Below are 12,277 nucleotides of genomic sequence, written 5' to 3'. Positions count from 1 at the left end.
AAGCAGCCCCAACTACCTAGAACTCGAGGGTGCTGGACAGGCTCACCTGCCGCGCATCGCCAATGGCAACGAAATACTGGTTCACCGCCGAGCTGTAGTAGACCTTGTCGAACAGGTTCTTCACGTTCAGCTGCAAGCGCACATTGTGCTCGTCGAGCTTGGTCTCGTAGGTGGCGAACGCATCGGCCACGGTGTAGCTCGGCAGGTCGAAGGTATTGGTCGAGTTCCCCGGCCGCTCGCCTACATAGCGCGCCCCGGCACCGAAACGCAGGCGATCGCCGCCGAACAGGCTGCCGAAGTCATACACCGCCGACAGCGAACCGGTGTGCCGGGCCACGTTCTGCAGCCGGTTGCCCTCAAGGTCGGGATCCTTGGTCACCTTGGCATCGGTATACGCGTAACTGCCGATCAGGCTCCAGCGCTCGCTGAGTTGCCCGGTCAAGTCGAGTTCGACACCCCGTGAGCTGACTTCCCCTGCGTTGCTGTACACCGTCTCGCCGGTGCCACTGTCGAAGTTGGCGACCAGCACGTTGCGCTTGGTGATGTCGAACAGCGCCAGGGTACCGGTGAGGCTACCCGGCATGTCGAGCTTGGCCCCCAGCTCCCAGGACTTGCCCTCCTCCGGTGCCACCGACGAGTCCAGCACCACGCCACCGGTCAGCGGGGCGATGCTGGAGTTGGGCTTGAAGGACTCGCTGTAGCTACCGTAGAACGACAGCTGGTCATCGACCTTGTAGACGATGCCCGCATGCGGCACCCAGGCTTGGCCGTTGCTGTCGGTATTGGCCTTGAACGGACGACCGCGGCCGGCGTACTGGTCATATTGCTGATAACGCGCGCCAGCGACCAGGATCCAGTGCTCATCCAGGTGCAGCGCGTCCTGCACGAACAAGGCGTCGGTGCGCAGCTTGTCGGTCTGGTCGCTGTCGCTGGCGCGCACCGTGGTGCCCTCCACTTCCTGGCCGTAGACCGGGTTCAGGTAGCTGAAGGTGGATCGAGAGGTCTGACGGATCAGATCGCCACGAAAGATCTTGCGGTCTTCGTGGTCGATGCCGAACAGCAGGTCGTTCTGCATGCCCGCCACTTCGACATTGCCATTGAGGCTCAAGGTGGCGAACTGGTCGCGGCTCATGGCGTTGTGGGTGCCATCGATGCTGCGCGTCAGCGTGCCCTTGGCCTCGTTCACGCCGGTCACGCGAACCTGGCTGGCATCGTAGGTCTCGCGATTGAAGCTGTAGCCGAAGTGCAGCTTCCAGTCGTCGGCCAACTGATGGTCGACTTCCAGGCGGTAGAGGTCGGAGCGCCCTTCCATGTCATTGAACGGCTCGTCCAGGCGGCGGGTGGCCGGAATGTCCAGCGGGTGGCCGTTGCTGCCGAAGGCCGTGCCGCGGTCGAACGGGTAGAGAAACTCGCGGTGCTCGTAGGCCAGCACCACCTGGGTGTCTTCGCCGAGCCAGGCCAGCGACGGCGCCACCAGCGACTCGCGGTGCACGCCGAAGTTGCGCCAGTAGTCTTCGTCCTCGTGGTCGACGATCAGGCGATAGGCGAAGTTGCTGTCACCCAGCGCGCCGGTGCTGTCAAAACCACCGCCGCTGCCGTTCTTGCCGCTGCCATAGGTGGAACCGCGCACTGTCAGGGCGTTGTACTGCTGCAGTTGCGGGCGCTTGCTGACCACGTTGATCACCCCGCCCGGGTCCTGGATGCCGTACAGCAGCGAGGCCGGACCCTTGAGTACTTCGACCCGCTCGGTGCTGGCGTTGAGGCTGCGGCCCTGCACCAGCGGCATGCCGTCACGCATGATCGAGCCGTCGCGGTTGTCACCGAAGCCACGTTTCATCACCGTGTCGGAAGTGCCACCGAAGTTGTTGCCCTGGGTGATGCCGCTGACGTTGGCCAGGGCGTCATCGAGGTTGCGCGGGGCCTGGTCGCGGATGACCTGGGCTGGCACCACGTTGATCGCTTGGGGGATGTCCTGGGATGGGCCCTGGCCGCGCATGATCGACGCATTGGCGGGTGGCTGATAGCTGTAGCTGTCCATTTGCGAGGTCACTGTAGTGGCCTGCAGGTTGAGGGCGCCCGAGGTATCCACAGGTTCGAGCGTCAGGGTGCGTGCGTCGAGGCGGCGCCAGGTCAGGCCGCTGTTGCCCAGCAACTGTCGCAGGGCCTCTTCGGCACTGAACGAGCCGTTGACGGCCGGGGCCTGCACGCTGGGCAGCTCGAGGGTGTAGACCACACTCTGGCCAGTGGCACGGCTGAACGCGTTGAGGGCTTGAGCCAGCGGCTGGCTGGCCTGGGCGAAAGTGTGCAGTTGGCGTTGCTCGGCGGCCATTAGGCCAGGGGCAGCGGTGATGGCCGAGCACGCTGCAAGGCCGAGCCAGAGGGGAACGCAACGCGGGGAGAACTTCATGGACGCTGACCTGTGAGAGGGTTATTACTGCGAATGAATCGCACTTCCACTCATTACACGGATGCCAACTGCTGTTACCTCATCCGTTTTTGAAATTTTTTGTCAGCGAATTACGGTCAGCCGCCCCAACAAGGTTTGCCGCGAGAAGCCCAGCACCTTGCCCAGCGAGTCCAGAGCTGCCAAAGGCTCATCCACCGGGAAGCTGCCGCTGACCTTGCGCCGCCCCAACTCGCCGTCGAGCAACACGATGCGCCCGGGGTAGTAGCGGCCCAGGTCTGCCACCACCTGCGCCAGCGGTACCTGGTAATAATTCAGCCATCCTTGGCGCCAGGCCAGGCGGCTGTCGCTGTCCACGCTCGCCAGCTCACCTGCTTGCCCGTCGGCATAGACCAGCTGCTGATTGGCCGTCAGTACCTGGCCGACCTGCCCCGCTGCCGGGATAACCGCCACGCGCCCGCTGCGCACGGTGACCTGGGCGCCCTGCCCCTGGTCGCGTACTTCGAACTGCGTGCCCAGCACCCTTACTTCGCCGCCAGCGGCTTCCACCACGAATGGTTGCCCCGTGTGGGTAACCTGGAAGAACGCTGCGCCATGCAACACGCGCACACGGCGTTCGCCTTGCTCGAAGTCGACGGTGATGGCACTGCCCGCATCCAGGGTCACCTGTGACTGGTCCGCCAGGGTCACCAGGCGAATCGCATCACTGCTGCTGAAATCGGCCTGCAGGTTCAACAACCAGTCACTGGGCCGCCAGCCGCCCGCCATGCTGACGGCCAGCACCAGGCACGCCGCGGCCAATGCCATGCCGGCGCGCCGCCAATGCCCTTTCGCAGGCGGCTTGGCCATGGCCAGCAAGTAGCGCTGCAAATCTGCCTGTTCTTCCTCGGCCAGACGCGCTGCCGGCGCTTCGCTGAGCTGCCACAGCAACTGGGCCTCGGCGTAGGCTTCGCGATGCTGCGGGTCTTCCAGCAACCAACGCTTGAACGCCGCGCTGCTGGCCGCTGCCGGCTGTTCGTTGATGCGGATCAGCCACTGCAAGGCAGCCTCGGACTGGGCTGCGGTGATCAGGTCTGGATGGCTCATCGGCGGGCGCTCCCAGGCCTGCGAGTGAAGGTCGCGGGCTCGGCAACACTGGCCTTGCACGCTTCGAGGGCGCGCATCATATGCTTTTCCACACTGCTCTGGGAAAGCTCCATGGCCTTGGCGATTTCGCCGTATGTGCAGCCGTGAACGCGATTGAGCAGAAAGATCTGCCGGGTACGCTCGGGCAGTGCTCGCAAGGCGGCTTCCACGCGCTGCAGGTCATGATCGACCTCGACAGCCTGCTCCGGCGCCTGGGCCAGGCCGGCTTCATCCAGCGGCAGCGATGCTTCGGCGACGCGTTCGCGGCTGCCCTCACTGCGCAGGTGATCAATGGCCAGGTTGCCGGCGCAGCGCAAGAGGTAGGTGTCGAGCGCTTCGACCTTTACCTCGGGGCGGCGCCAGAAGCGCAGGAACAACTCCTGTACCAGGTCGGACGCGGTGGCACGGCAGCCCACCCGGCGACTGACCAGCGCCTCCATGCGCGCACGCTGGGCCAGGAATACCTCGACGAAGCGCGCGCGGGTGCCGTCGCTCTCGGTTTCGCTCAAGGCATCACCCGGCAAACACGGCCAACAGCGGGCCCAGTACCAAGCTGACAGCAGCCAGGCCTAACAGCACACGTGGCAGATAGGGCAAGCAGAACACCCACAAGGTGGCACCAGCCATCAACAGCGCGACCCACTCCACCAGACCGTGAGCCCAGCCACGCCAGTGAACGCAGAGGAACAGCGACAAAGTCAGCAACAGCCAGCCCGCAACGCGCAATACACGCAACTGACCGGGGCCGGGCTTGCGCTTGAGCAGCTCGCTGAAGTGTTTGTCCATCGCCAGGCACAATGCGGCGAAGCCGGCGTATTCGATCAGGGCAATACTCAGCATCACAGCACCTCGACCCTTTTGGTCGCTGCCTTGGTCGCCCGTGGCGCACGCTTGGCGACAGGCTTCGGGGCGCGCAGCATCTTGCTTGCGGCCCAGGCCAGGAACAGCCCGCACGCCAGGGCGGTAAGGTCGAACCCGGCCATGGCCCAGTCACCCGCAGGCATAGAGGCGTTCAACCCTTGGCCCGTGCTCAGGGCATTGAGCAATGGCAGCAGGGCAAAGGCCAGTGCGCCCAGTGCCAGCTGCTCGCCCCAGGCCTTGCGCCCCGGGCGCAGCACGGCATGCAGCAGCGACACCAGCCAGACCAGGAAGAACGTGTTCACCTCCCAGTCGGCGCGCCCTTGCAGTGACACGGTCAGCAGCCGGTTGGCCCAGAAGAAGCCGGCCACAGCCAGGATCAGGCCGCTCATGCTGGCGATGTTGAGCACTTCGACCAGGCGCAGTTCGCCCGGCAGGCGTTCGCTCTTGGCATGCTTGAGCTGACGCTTGCCCAGCCACATGACCAGGCCAGTGCCGATCACCGCTGTACCGGCAAGCCCGAAGGCAAAGTACAACCAACGCAGCCAAGGCCCGGCGTAGTTGCCCATGTGCAGGCCGGCGAAACTGAAGGAGGTCATCATCGTTGCGCTTTCCGGGGCGCCCTGTTTCAGCAGTTCACCGGTGGCACCATCGAAGGTCCAGCTGGCACTGCGCTTGTAGGGGACGTTGTCCGCCGATGACTGGGTGAAGGTGACACGGGCATTGCGATCACCGGCGTTCTGCACCTGGATGAAGCCCATGCGCGCGCCTGGCACCTGCGCCTGAACCTTGGCATAGAGGCTCGCCAGCGGCACCAGGGGTGCAGCGACATTGGCCACCCTGGGGGCCTCGTCGCGGCCGAACAGGTCATTGAAGTAATCGCCGGTATTACCATAGCTGGCCATGATGCTGGCCGGCATGACCATGTACATGAACAGCACCAGGCTGCTGTAGCTGATCATCAGGTGGAACGGCAACACCAGCACGCCGATGGCGTTGTGGCCATCCAGCCATGAGCGCTGGCCCTTGCCGGGGCGGAAGGTGAAGAACTCCTTGAAGATCTTCTTGTGGGTGATGATCCCGGTGACCAGCCCCAGCAGCATGATGAAGGCGCACAGCGTCGACAGCCAGCGGCCCCACGGATACGGCATCTGCAGTTCGAAATGGAACCGATAGAAGAAATCGCCGCCACGGCTGTCACGCGCCTCGACCGGCTGCCCGCTCTGCGCGTCCAGATCCTTCCTGACAAAGCCTCGACGCCCGCCCTCGGGGTCGCGCCAGCCGACGTTCAAGGCAGCCTCGCGCTCGCTGGGCAGGCGGATCATCCAGCTGCCCGAATGCGCGGCGTTGCTCTCCAGATAGCGCTGGGCCAGCCCCAGGCTGGCTACCGGGTCGAGTGCATGGCGGCGCACTTCCGGCTGCGCCCAGTGGCTGACTTCATCCTTGAAGTACGACAGGGTGCCAGTAAGGAAGATGGCGAACAGCAGCCAGCCAAAGATCAGGCCGGTCCAGGTATGCAGCCAGGCCATCGCCTGGCGGAAGCCTTCCTTCATGGGTTTTTCATCCAGTAGGCGAACCCGCCGAGCAGCCCCAGTACCAGGCTCGGCAGCAGTACGCCGAGCCAGGCACGCCAGGCGCTGCGACAGGCGAAGCACCAGATGAAGGCCAGCAGGTAGAACACGAACGAGAGCATCAGGCCAGTGAGCGTGGCGTCGACCTGGGGCAATGGCAGCAACAGGGCCAGACAGACACTGGCCAGCGACGCCAGCAGATAGCCGCCCAGCAACGCCGCCAGGCTGCGTGAAAACACGGCCAGGCGATAGCTGAGAGGAAGTCCGGCGGCGGAGCGCTTCATGGCGTGAGTCCGGGGGAATGGGGGTGCAATAGTAATGATTTCAATTCTCATAAGCAAAGTCTGAGAGACGGTAGGCATGAGGATTGCCGGAGTCGGCACACCTCCCTATAATGCGAACAATTCTTACTACCAGTTGCGCTAGTTGGCGCCGGAGTATCCTCGGTGTCCAGCGCCCTCTCATCCACGGTCGAAGGCCTCTACCACGCCCATCACAACTGGCTGACCGGCTGGCTGCGCCGGCGCCTGGGCTGCCCGCAAAGCGCCGCCGACCTGGCTCAGGACACCTACGTGCGCCTGCTGCAGGCGCGCGAAGCCCCGCAACTGGTCGAGCCAAGGGCGTTTCTCGTCACCGTGGCCAAGCGCGTGCTGTGCAACCACTTCCGCCGCCAGGAGCTCGAGCGTGCCTACCTCGAAGCGCTGGCCCAGGTCCCGGAAAGCGTCGCCCCGAGTGAAGAGCAGAAAGCGATCATCTTCGAGACCCTGCTGGAGCTCGACCGCTTGCTCGATGGCCTGCCGCCGCTGGTCAAGCGCGTGTTCCTGCTGGCCCAGGTCGACGGCCTGGGCCAGACCGAAATCGCCCGCGAGCTGGGCATTTCACTGGCTACGGTCAAGCGCTACCTGAACAAAGCAGCCCTGCGCTGCTACTTCGCCCTGTGAACAGCTCTTTTTCTGCGCAGGTGGCCGAACAGGCCGTGCACTGGTTGATCGAGTCCCAGGGCGACGACTTCGACCACAGTCAGCAACAGGCCCTGCAGCGTTGGCTGCTGTCCAATGACGAACATCAGCGCGCCTGGGCCCATATCCAGCAGGTCAACCAGCGCCTGCGCGGGGTCGCCTCGCCCGTGGTGCATGCCACCCTGCAGGCTCCGCACTCCCCTGCCCGCCGCCGTGCGCTCAAGGCACTGTTGCTGTTCGGCGTGGCCAGTGCTACCGGCCTGGGCCTGCATTCGCACAATCCGCTACCTGGCCTGATGGCCGATTACCGCAGCCCGCTCGGGCAACGGCGGCGGATGCAGCTGGACGATGGCAGCCTGCTGCAACTCAATACCCGCAGCGCCGCTGATGTGCACTTCGACAGCCAACAGCGCCTGGTGCGGCTGCTCGAGGGCGAACTGGCGCTGGACGTGGCCAGTGATACACGCCCCTTGCTGCTGCGTACCGATCAGGGCGCCATGCGCCTGGACAGCGGGCGCTTCAACGTGCGTGAGTTCGACGGCTTCAGCCTGGTCTCGGTGCTCTGCGGCAAGGCCAGCTTTGCCGGCCACGCGCTGCTCGCCGGGCAGCGCGCCCGCTTCACCGCGCACGGCTGGCAGGCCATCGCCCCCGTGGATCGCAACAGCAGCGCCTGGGTCGACGGCATGCTGGTGGCCTCGCAGATGCGCCTGGTGGACTTCCTCGCCGAACTTGGCCGCTATCGCCAAGGGCAGCTGGGCTGCAGCGAGACGGTAGCCAACCTGCGGGTTTCTGGCTCGTATCCGCTGGATGACAGCGAGCAGATCCTGCACATGCTGGAAGTGGCGCTGCCGGTGCGGGTGCGACGCTTCACCCGTTACTGGGTAACGGTCGAGCCTCGGCTCGGGTGAAAAAATGTTCGATTACCTGAGCCGATTCCACACCCTCGCGTGACAGAGAAGGCAGAACCCCTTCTCACAGGACTCATGACGATGCCCTTGCGCCCTCACCCGCTCGCCCACGCCCTGCTGCTTGTCACCAGCCTCGGACTCGCCAGCCCAGCGCTGCAGGCTGCCGAAGCACGCACCTACCACATCTCCGCCGGCTCGCTGGAAGAGGCCTTGAATCAGTTCGGCCGCGAGAGCGGCGCGTTGATCTCGTTCGGCTCGCAACTGACCCAGGGCCTTGCCAGCCAAGGGCTGGATGGCCAGTACGAGGTCGCCAAAGGTCTCGATGCGCTGTTGCGTGGCAGTGGCCTGCAGGCTCGCCAGGAGTCTGACAACGCTTTCAGCCTGCAACCGGTTGCCACATCGGCCCCAGGTGCTGCGGTGGAGCTCGGCACCTCGACCGTGGTGGGCGACTGGCTGGGTGAAGCGCAGCAAGATAACGTCTTCGAGCACCCCGGTGCGCGAGACGTGGTGCGCCGCGAGGAATTCGAACGCAGCGGCGCCAGCACTGCGCGTGAAGTGCTCAACCGCATCCCCGGCGTGAACGCCCCGGACAACAACGGTACCGGCAGCCATGACCTGGCACTGAACTTCGGTATCCGCGGCCTCAACCCGCGCCTGGCTTCGCGTTCTACCGTGCTGATGGACGGTATTCCGGTACCGTTCGCGCCCTATGGCCAGCCCCAGCTTTCGCTGGCACCGATCAGCATGGGCAACATGGATGCGGTGGACGTGGTGCGCGGCGGCGGTGCCGTACGCTATGGCCCGCAGAACGTCGGCGGCATCGTCAATTTCGTCACCCGCGCCATCCCCGAAGAGGCGACCTTCAAGGCCGCCATGCAAAACCAGATCAGCCCTTCTTCGAGCCAGGATGGTTTGAAGAACAGCGCCAATCTGCTGGTCGGCAGCACCAATGAAAACGGCCTGGGCGGAGCCCTGCTGTATTCCGGTGTGCGCGGTAGCGACTGGCGTGAGCATAGCGACACACAAATCGACGACTTGATCCTCAAGGGCAAGCTGCAACTGGACGACGCCAACAGCTTGCATGCCATGGCTCAGTACTACGAGGGCGAAGCGCAGATGCCTGGCGGCCTGAGCACGGCCGATTTCGACGACGACCCGTATCAGTCGACACGCCTGAAGGACAAGTTCTGGGGACGTCGCACGCTGTTCAACTTTGGCTACGACTACAAGCAGGACGACCGGCAGTTCAGCGTCAACAGTTTCTTCACCAAGACCCTGCGCAGCGGCTACCTGGACCAGGGCAGCTTCGTTTCGTTGTCGCCACGTGAATACTGGGTACGGGGTATCGAGACCCGTTTCTCGCAAGGTGTCGCCCTGGGTGACAGCTGGCACGAACTGGGCATCGGCTACCGCTATGTCAACGAGGCCGGCCACGAGTTGCGCTATCGCGAACCGACCAGCGCCGACCGCCTGCCAACAACCGCCAGCCGCAACGACCGCGATACCCGTGGCAGCACCGAGGCCCATGCCATCTACCTGGACGACCGCATCGACATCGGCCGCTGGACCATCACACCGGGCATCCGCTACGAGATGATCGATTCCGAACAGAGCAACAAGATCAACGGTCAACGCTACCAGGGCAGCTACAACACCGCGCTGCCAGCACTGAACGTGATGTATCACCTGACCGACCAATGGAACCTGTACGCCAACACCGAAGGTTCATTCGGCAGCGTGCAATACAGCCAGATGCCCAACCGCGTCAGCAGCGGCGAAGTGAAACCGGAGAAGGCACGTACCTGGGAGGTCGGTACCCGCTACGACAACGGCGACCTGCAGGCCGAATTCGGTGTGTTCCTGATCAACTTCGACAACCAGTACGAAAGCAATCAGACCAATGACTCGGTGATCGCCCGTGGCGAGACCCGTCATCAGGGCATCGAGACCAGCGTGCGCTATGCGCTGGATGGCCTGAGCCCGGCACTGGCCGGTTTCGACGTGCACGCCAGTTATGCCTTCGTTGACGCGACCATCCGTGAAGATGGGCCGAACAAGGGCAATCAGGTGCCGTTCTCGTCGCGACACAAAGGCAACCTGGGCGTGGGTTACACCGAAGGGCCCTGGCAGCTGAACCTGGATGGCAGCTTCCAGAGCAGCCAGTATGCCGACAACGCCAATACCAGTGCCGAGAGCGCCGATGGCAGCACCGGGCGCATCCCTGGCTACATGCTGGTCAGCACCCGTGCTGGCTATGACTTCGGGCCGCAGCTGTCGAACCTGAAGGTGGCGGTGGGGGTGAAGAACCTGTTCAACCGCGAGTACTACACGCGGTCGTTCGATGACAACAACAAGGGCAAATACGTGGGTGAGCCGCGGACCTTGTATGTGCAGACGTCGGTGGAATTCTGAGATAGCGCCGGCGCTGAAGTTTTCAGAAACCGGGGCCGCTTTGCGGCCCCCTCTGGCGAATTTGCAACAGAAAATTTATTTTCAAAAAGGGGTTGAATTCGCTCCGCCGTTGCCTGACCTTAGAGTCAAGAGGCGCAGAATTTCCAAGGCCCTCAATGGCCTAGGCACGCCTCCATGCGAGCAAGCTGAATAAGGATTGGAATCATGCAAATCCAGGTCAACAGCAGCAACCATATCGAAGGCAACATCCGTCTCAACGAGTGGGTCCGCAGCACGCTGGAAGCCACCCTCGAACGCTATGACGACGACCTCACCCGCATCGAGGTGCATCTGCGTGACGAGAACGGCGCCAAGCCCGGCCCGCATGACAAACGCTGCCAGTTGGAGGCTCGCCCGAAAGGCCATCAGCCGATTTCCGTGACCCACACCGCCGCTTCACTGGACCAGGCGGTCGACGGTGCCGCCAGCAAGCTGAACAATGCGCTGGAGCACTTCTACGGCAAGCTGCGCAGCAAGCGCGGTGCACTGGAACTGAGTGACCCAGAGGCCTGATCATCTGCAAGAACAACAACGCCCGGCCTGTGCCGGGCGTTTTCGTGCCCCGATCGATGGGGCTGAACCAACCTGCGGTTTACCCGGTCAACTTCTGCAGTCATTCATTGCAGACCCCGACCATGAACAATCCCTTTGAACAGATCAGCACCGCCTTCGCCCCCGAGTACCGGGTCAACCTGAGTATCGAACGGCTGGACGGCAGCATCATGCTGACCCTTTCCGACGACGCCGGTGTGGTCGCCAAGCGCCTGATCAGCCAGGCCCAGCGCAATGACCCGGTGCGCCTGCAGCGAATCATCGACAGCATCCGCCTGGGCCTGGCCATCGAACTGGGGCAGAACCCGTTGCAGGTCCTCGCCGCCCTGACCCGCGACAGCCGCCACGCGCCACGTCACCTCGCAGCCGTCGGCGTGGCCAACTGAGGGCTACTTGCCCTCCTCCACTTCCTTGCCGCTGGCGTCCAGCACCTTGGTCGAGGGGTAGCGGTACGAGGCGTAACGCACCACCAGGATCGAGAACGCCAGCAGCAGGATGCCGCCACATACGTACAGCAGCCCTTCGTCCGGCGCCTTGTGGTGCGACACATCGCCAATCAGCAGGCGCGTCAGCGCAGTGATCGCCACATACAGCAGGAATCGGATCGGCATGTGGTTGGTCTTGAAATAGATGCCGACCATCGCCCCGAGCTCCAGGTAGATGAACAGCAACAGGATGTCATCGACGCTGATCCCACCCTTGCCGAGCATGTCCAGGAAGGTCACCACCGCCGCGTAGGCGGTAATCGCGCCGATGCCGAACAGCGCCAGGTAGTGGAACGCTTCCACACACAGGTTACCCAGCGCGTCGGCCGAGCCGTGCAGGCCCTTGCGCAGTTTTTCAGCCCATTTGATATCCACGATGTGCGATTCCCCGATACGACATGAAGGATGATGCGTCACGCCTGTGACGCTTGTGCCATGCAGTTAAAGGGCCAGGCCCCTGCCTTGGAAGGCGACCGATTGCCGCAAGGCACGGGCGGCGTGCGAATTCAGCACAGCTACAATTTCTGGTTGCGAAACGACCGCATTGCCATTACTGTACATCGATACAGTATTCGGTAACGGCAATCTGCCCGAATGCCTGGATAGCAACTGAACCGCAAAGCAGCAGGCGCACGACCGCCCCCTGCTACCACTGACCGAGAGGCCTCGTATGGCTGTTGAGATTCTTTACCGCAGCACGCGCGATTTGGAGACCACGTTCTTGGACCGCAAACTCGCAGACGCCCACGACCAGATGCTGGAACTGGCCGAGGTGCTTACCCAGGTTCTGGTGAAGCATGTACCGGGGCTGGATGAAAACCTTGCCGAAGAGGCAAGCATCTTCATGGCCAAGAACAGAACGGTGTTTGCAGCGGCGTTCAAGAACAATGCGGCGGCTTTGGCTGATCTGGATGCAGCGGAAAAAGGCAGCGAGTAAGCGGCTTGAAGGCGCTGCGGCGCCCGG

13 protein-coding genes are annotated in these 12,277 nt (G+C 63.5%); 6 read left to right on the top strand and 7 right to left on the bottom strand.

The window, feature by feature from the left end; all coding sequences use genetic code 11:
* Positions 1-16: 16 nt before the first annotated feature.
* The 6 genes from C2H86_RS16135 to C2H86_RS16110 form a co-directional block, all read right to left on the bottom strand.
* Positions 17-2,407: a TonB-dependent siderophore receptor gene (locus C2H86_RS16135; RefSeq protein WP_159408907.1), complete on the bottom strand. Its 2,391-nt coding sequence runs from the start codon at positions 2,405-2,407 to the stop codon at positions 17-19.
* Positions 2,408-2,509: 102 nt separating this feature from the next.
* On the bottom strand, positions 2,510-3,490 hold the full coding sequence (locus C2H86_RS16130) for a FecR family protein (RefSeq protein WP_159408906.1): 981 nt from the start codon (positions 3,488-3,490) through the stop codon (positions 2,510-2,512).
* Positions 3,487-4,038 carry an RNA polymerase sigma factor gene (locus tag C2H86_RS16125; protein ID WP_240349607.1) on the bottom strand — a complete coding sequence of 184 codons (552 nt, stop codon included), beginning with the start codon at positions 4,036-4,038 and terminating at the stop codon, positions 3,487-3,489. The genes C2H86_RS16130 and C2H86_RS16125 overlap by 4 nt, the downstream gene beginning before the upstream one ends.
* A 4-nt stretch (positions 4,039-4,042) precedes the next feature.
* A complete protein-coding gene (locus C2H86_RS16120; RefSeq protein WP_159408904.1) occupies positions 4,043-4,369 on the bottom strand; it encodes a DUF3325 domain-containing protein in 327 nt (108 codons plus the stop codon).
* The gene (locus C2H86_RS16115) at positions 4,369-5,940 is read right to left on the bottom strand and encodes a PepSY-associated TM helix domain-containing protein (protein WP_159408903.1); all 1,572 of its coding nucleotides are present in this window, start codon (positions 5,938-5,940) and stop codon (positions 4,369-4,371) included. The genes C2H86_RS16120 and C2H86_RS16115 overlap by 1 nt, the downstream gene beginning before the upstream one ends.
* Entirely contained in the window at positions 5,937-6,242 is a 306-nt protein-coding gene (locus C2H86_RS16110; RefSeq protein ID WP_159408902.1) for a DUF3649 domain-containing protein, read from the bottom strand. The genes C2H86_RS16115 and C2H86_RS16110 overlap by 4 nt, the downstream gene beginning before the upstream one ends.
* A 162-nt stretch (positions 6,243-6,404) precedes the next feature.
* Between C2H86_RS16110 and C2H86_RS16105 the strand changes: the two genes are divergently transcribed.
* The 5 genes from C2H86_RS16105 to C2H86_RS16085 all read left to right on the top strand — a co-directional run bounded on the left by C2H86_RS16105 (position 6,405) and on the right by C2H86_RS16085 (position 11,214).
* A complete protein-coding gene (locus C2H86_RS16105; RefSeq protein ID WP_159408901.1) occupies positions 6,405-6,899 on the top strand; it encodes a sigma-70 family RNA polymerase sigma factor in 495 nt (164 codons plus the stop codon).
* Positions 6,896-7,825, top strand: coding sequence for a FecR domain-containing protein (locus C2H86_RS16100; RefSeq protein ID WP_159408900.1), 930 nt, complete (start codon positions 6,896-6,898; stop codon positions 7,823-7,825). The genes C2H86_RS16105 and C2H86_RS16100 overlap by 4 nt, the downstream gene beginning before the upstream one ends.
* Positions 7,826-7,906: 81 nt before the next feature.
* Complete coding sequence (fecA, locus tag C2H86_RS16095; RefSeq protein ID WP_159408899.1) at positions 7,907-10,237, top strand: TonB-dependent Fe(3+) dicitrate receptor FecA; 2,331 nt, start codon at positions 7,907-7,909, stop codon at positions 10,235-10,237.
* A 204-nt stretch (positions 10,238-10,441) separates the two neighbouring features.
* Entirely contained in the window at positions 10,442-10,789 is a 348-nt protein-coding gene (locus tag C2H86_RS16090; RefSeq protein ID WP_103449089.1) for an HPF/RaiA family ribosome-associated protein, read from the top strand.
* Between the two features lie 122 nt (positions 10,790-10,911).
* Positions 10,912-11,214, top strand: coding sequence for a DUF3509 domain-containing protein (locus tag C2H86_RS16085; protein ID WP_159408898.1), 303 nt, complete (start codon positions 10,912-10,914; stop codon positions 11,212-11,214).
* A 3-nt stretch (positions 11,215-11,217) separates the two neighbouring features.
* On the opposite strand, the gene C2H86_RS16080 is transcribed toward C2H86_RS16085, so the two are convergent.
* On the bottom strand, positions 11,218-11,688 hold the full coding sequence (locus C2H86_RS16080) for a phosphate-starvation-inducible protein PsiE (protein ID WP_103449087.1): 471 nt from the start codon (positions 11,686-11,688) through the stop codon (positions 11,218-11,220).
* A 295-nt stretch (positions 11,689-11,983) separates the two neighbouring features.
* On the opposite strand from C2H86_RS16080, the gene C2H86_RS16075 reads away from it, so the two are divergent.
* The gene (locus C2H86_RS16075; RefSeq protein WP_159408897.1) at positions 11,984-12,250 is read left to right on the top strand and encodes a YebG family protein; all 267 of its coding nucleotides are present in this window, start codon (positions 11,984-11,986) and stop codon (positions 12,248-12,250) included.
* Positions 12,251-12,277: the final 27 nt, after the last annotated feature.

The sequence above is a fragment of the Pseudomonas putida genome, assembly GCF_009883635.2.
Lineage (GTDB): Bacteria > Pseudomonadota > Gammaproteobacteria > Pseudomonadales > Pseudomonadaceae > Aquipseudomonas > Aquipseudomonas putida_W.
This window is presented reverse-complemented; position numbering and strand designations above follow the sequence as displayed.

Coding starts and splice junctions, on each gene's coding strand:
- C2H86_RS16135 (WP_159408907.1), bottom strand. CDS start 2,407: ATGAAGTTCTCCCCGCGTTGCGTTCCCCTCTGGCTCGGCCTTGCAGCG.
- C2H86_RS16130 (WP_159408906.1), bottom strand. CDS start 3,490: ATGAGCCATCCAGACCTGATCACCGCAGCCCAGTCCGAGGCTGCCTTG.
- C2H86_RS16120 (WP_159408904.1), bottom strand. CDS start 4,369: ATGCTGAGTATTGCCCTGATCGAATACGCCGGCTTCGCCGCATTGTGC.
- C2H86_RS16115 (WP_159408903.1), bottom strand. CDS start 5,940: ATGAAGGAAGGCTTCCGCCAGGCGATGGCCTGGCTGCATACCTGGACC.
- C2H86_RS16110 (WP_159408902.1), bottom strand. CDS start 6,242: ATGAAGCGCTCCGCCGCCGGACTTCCTCTCAGCTATCGCCTGGCCGTG.
- fecA (WP_159408899.1), top strand. CDS start 7,907: ATGCCCTTGCGCCCTCACCCGCTCGCCCACGCCCTGCTGCTTGTCACC.
- C2H86_RS16090 (WP_103449089.1), top strand. CDS start 10,442: ATGCAAATCCAGGTCAACAGCAGCAACCATATCGAAGGCAACATCCGT.
- C2H86_RS16085 (WP_159408898.1), top strand. CDS start 10,912: ATGAACAATCCCTTTGAACAGATCAGCACCGCCTTCGCCCCCGAGTAC.
- C2H86_RS16075 (WP_159408897.1), top strand. CDS start 11,984: ATGGCTGTTGAGATTCTTTACCGCAGCACGCGCGATTTGGAGACCACG.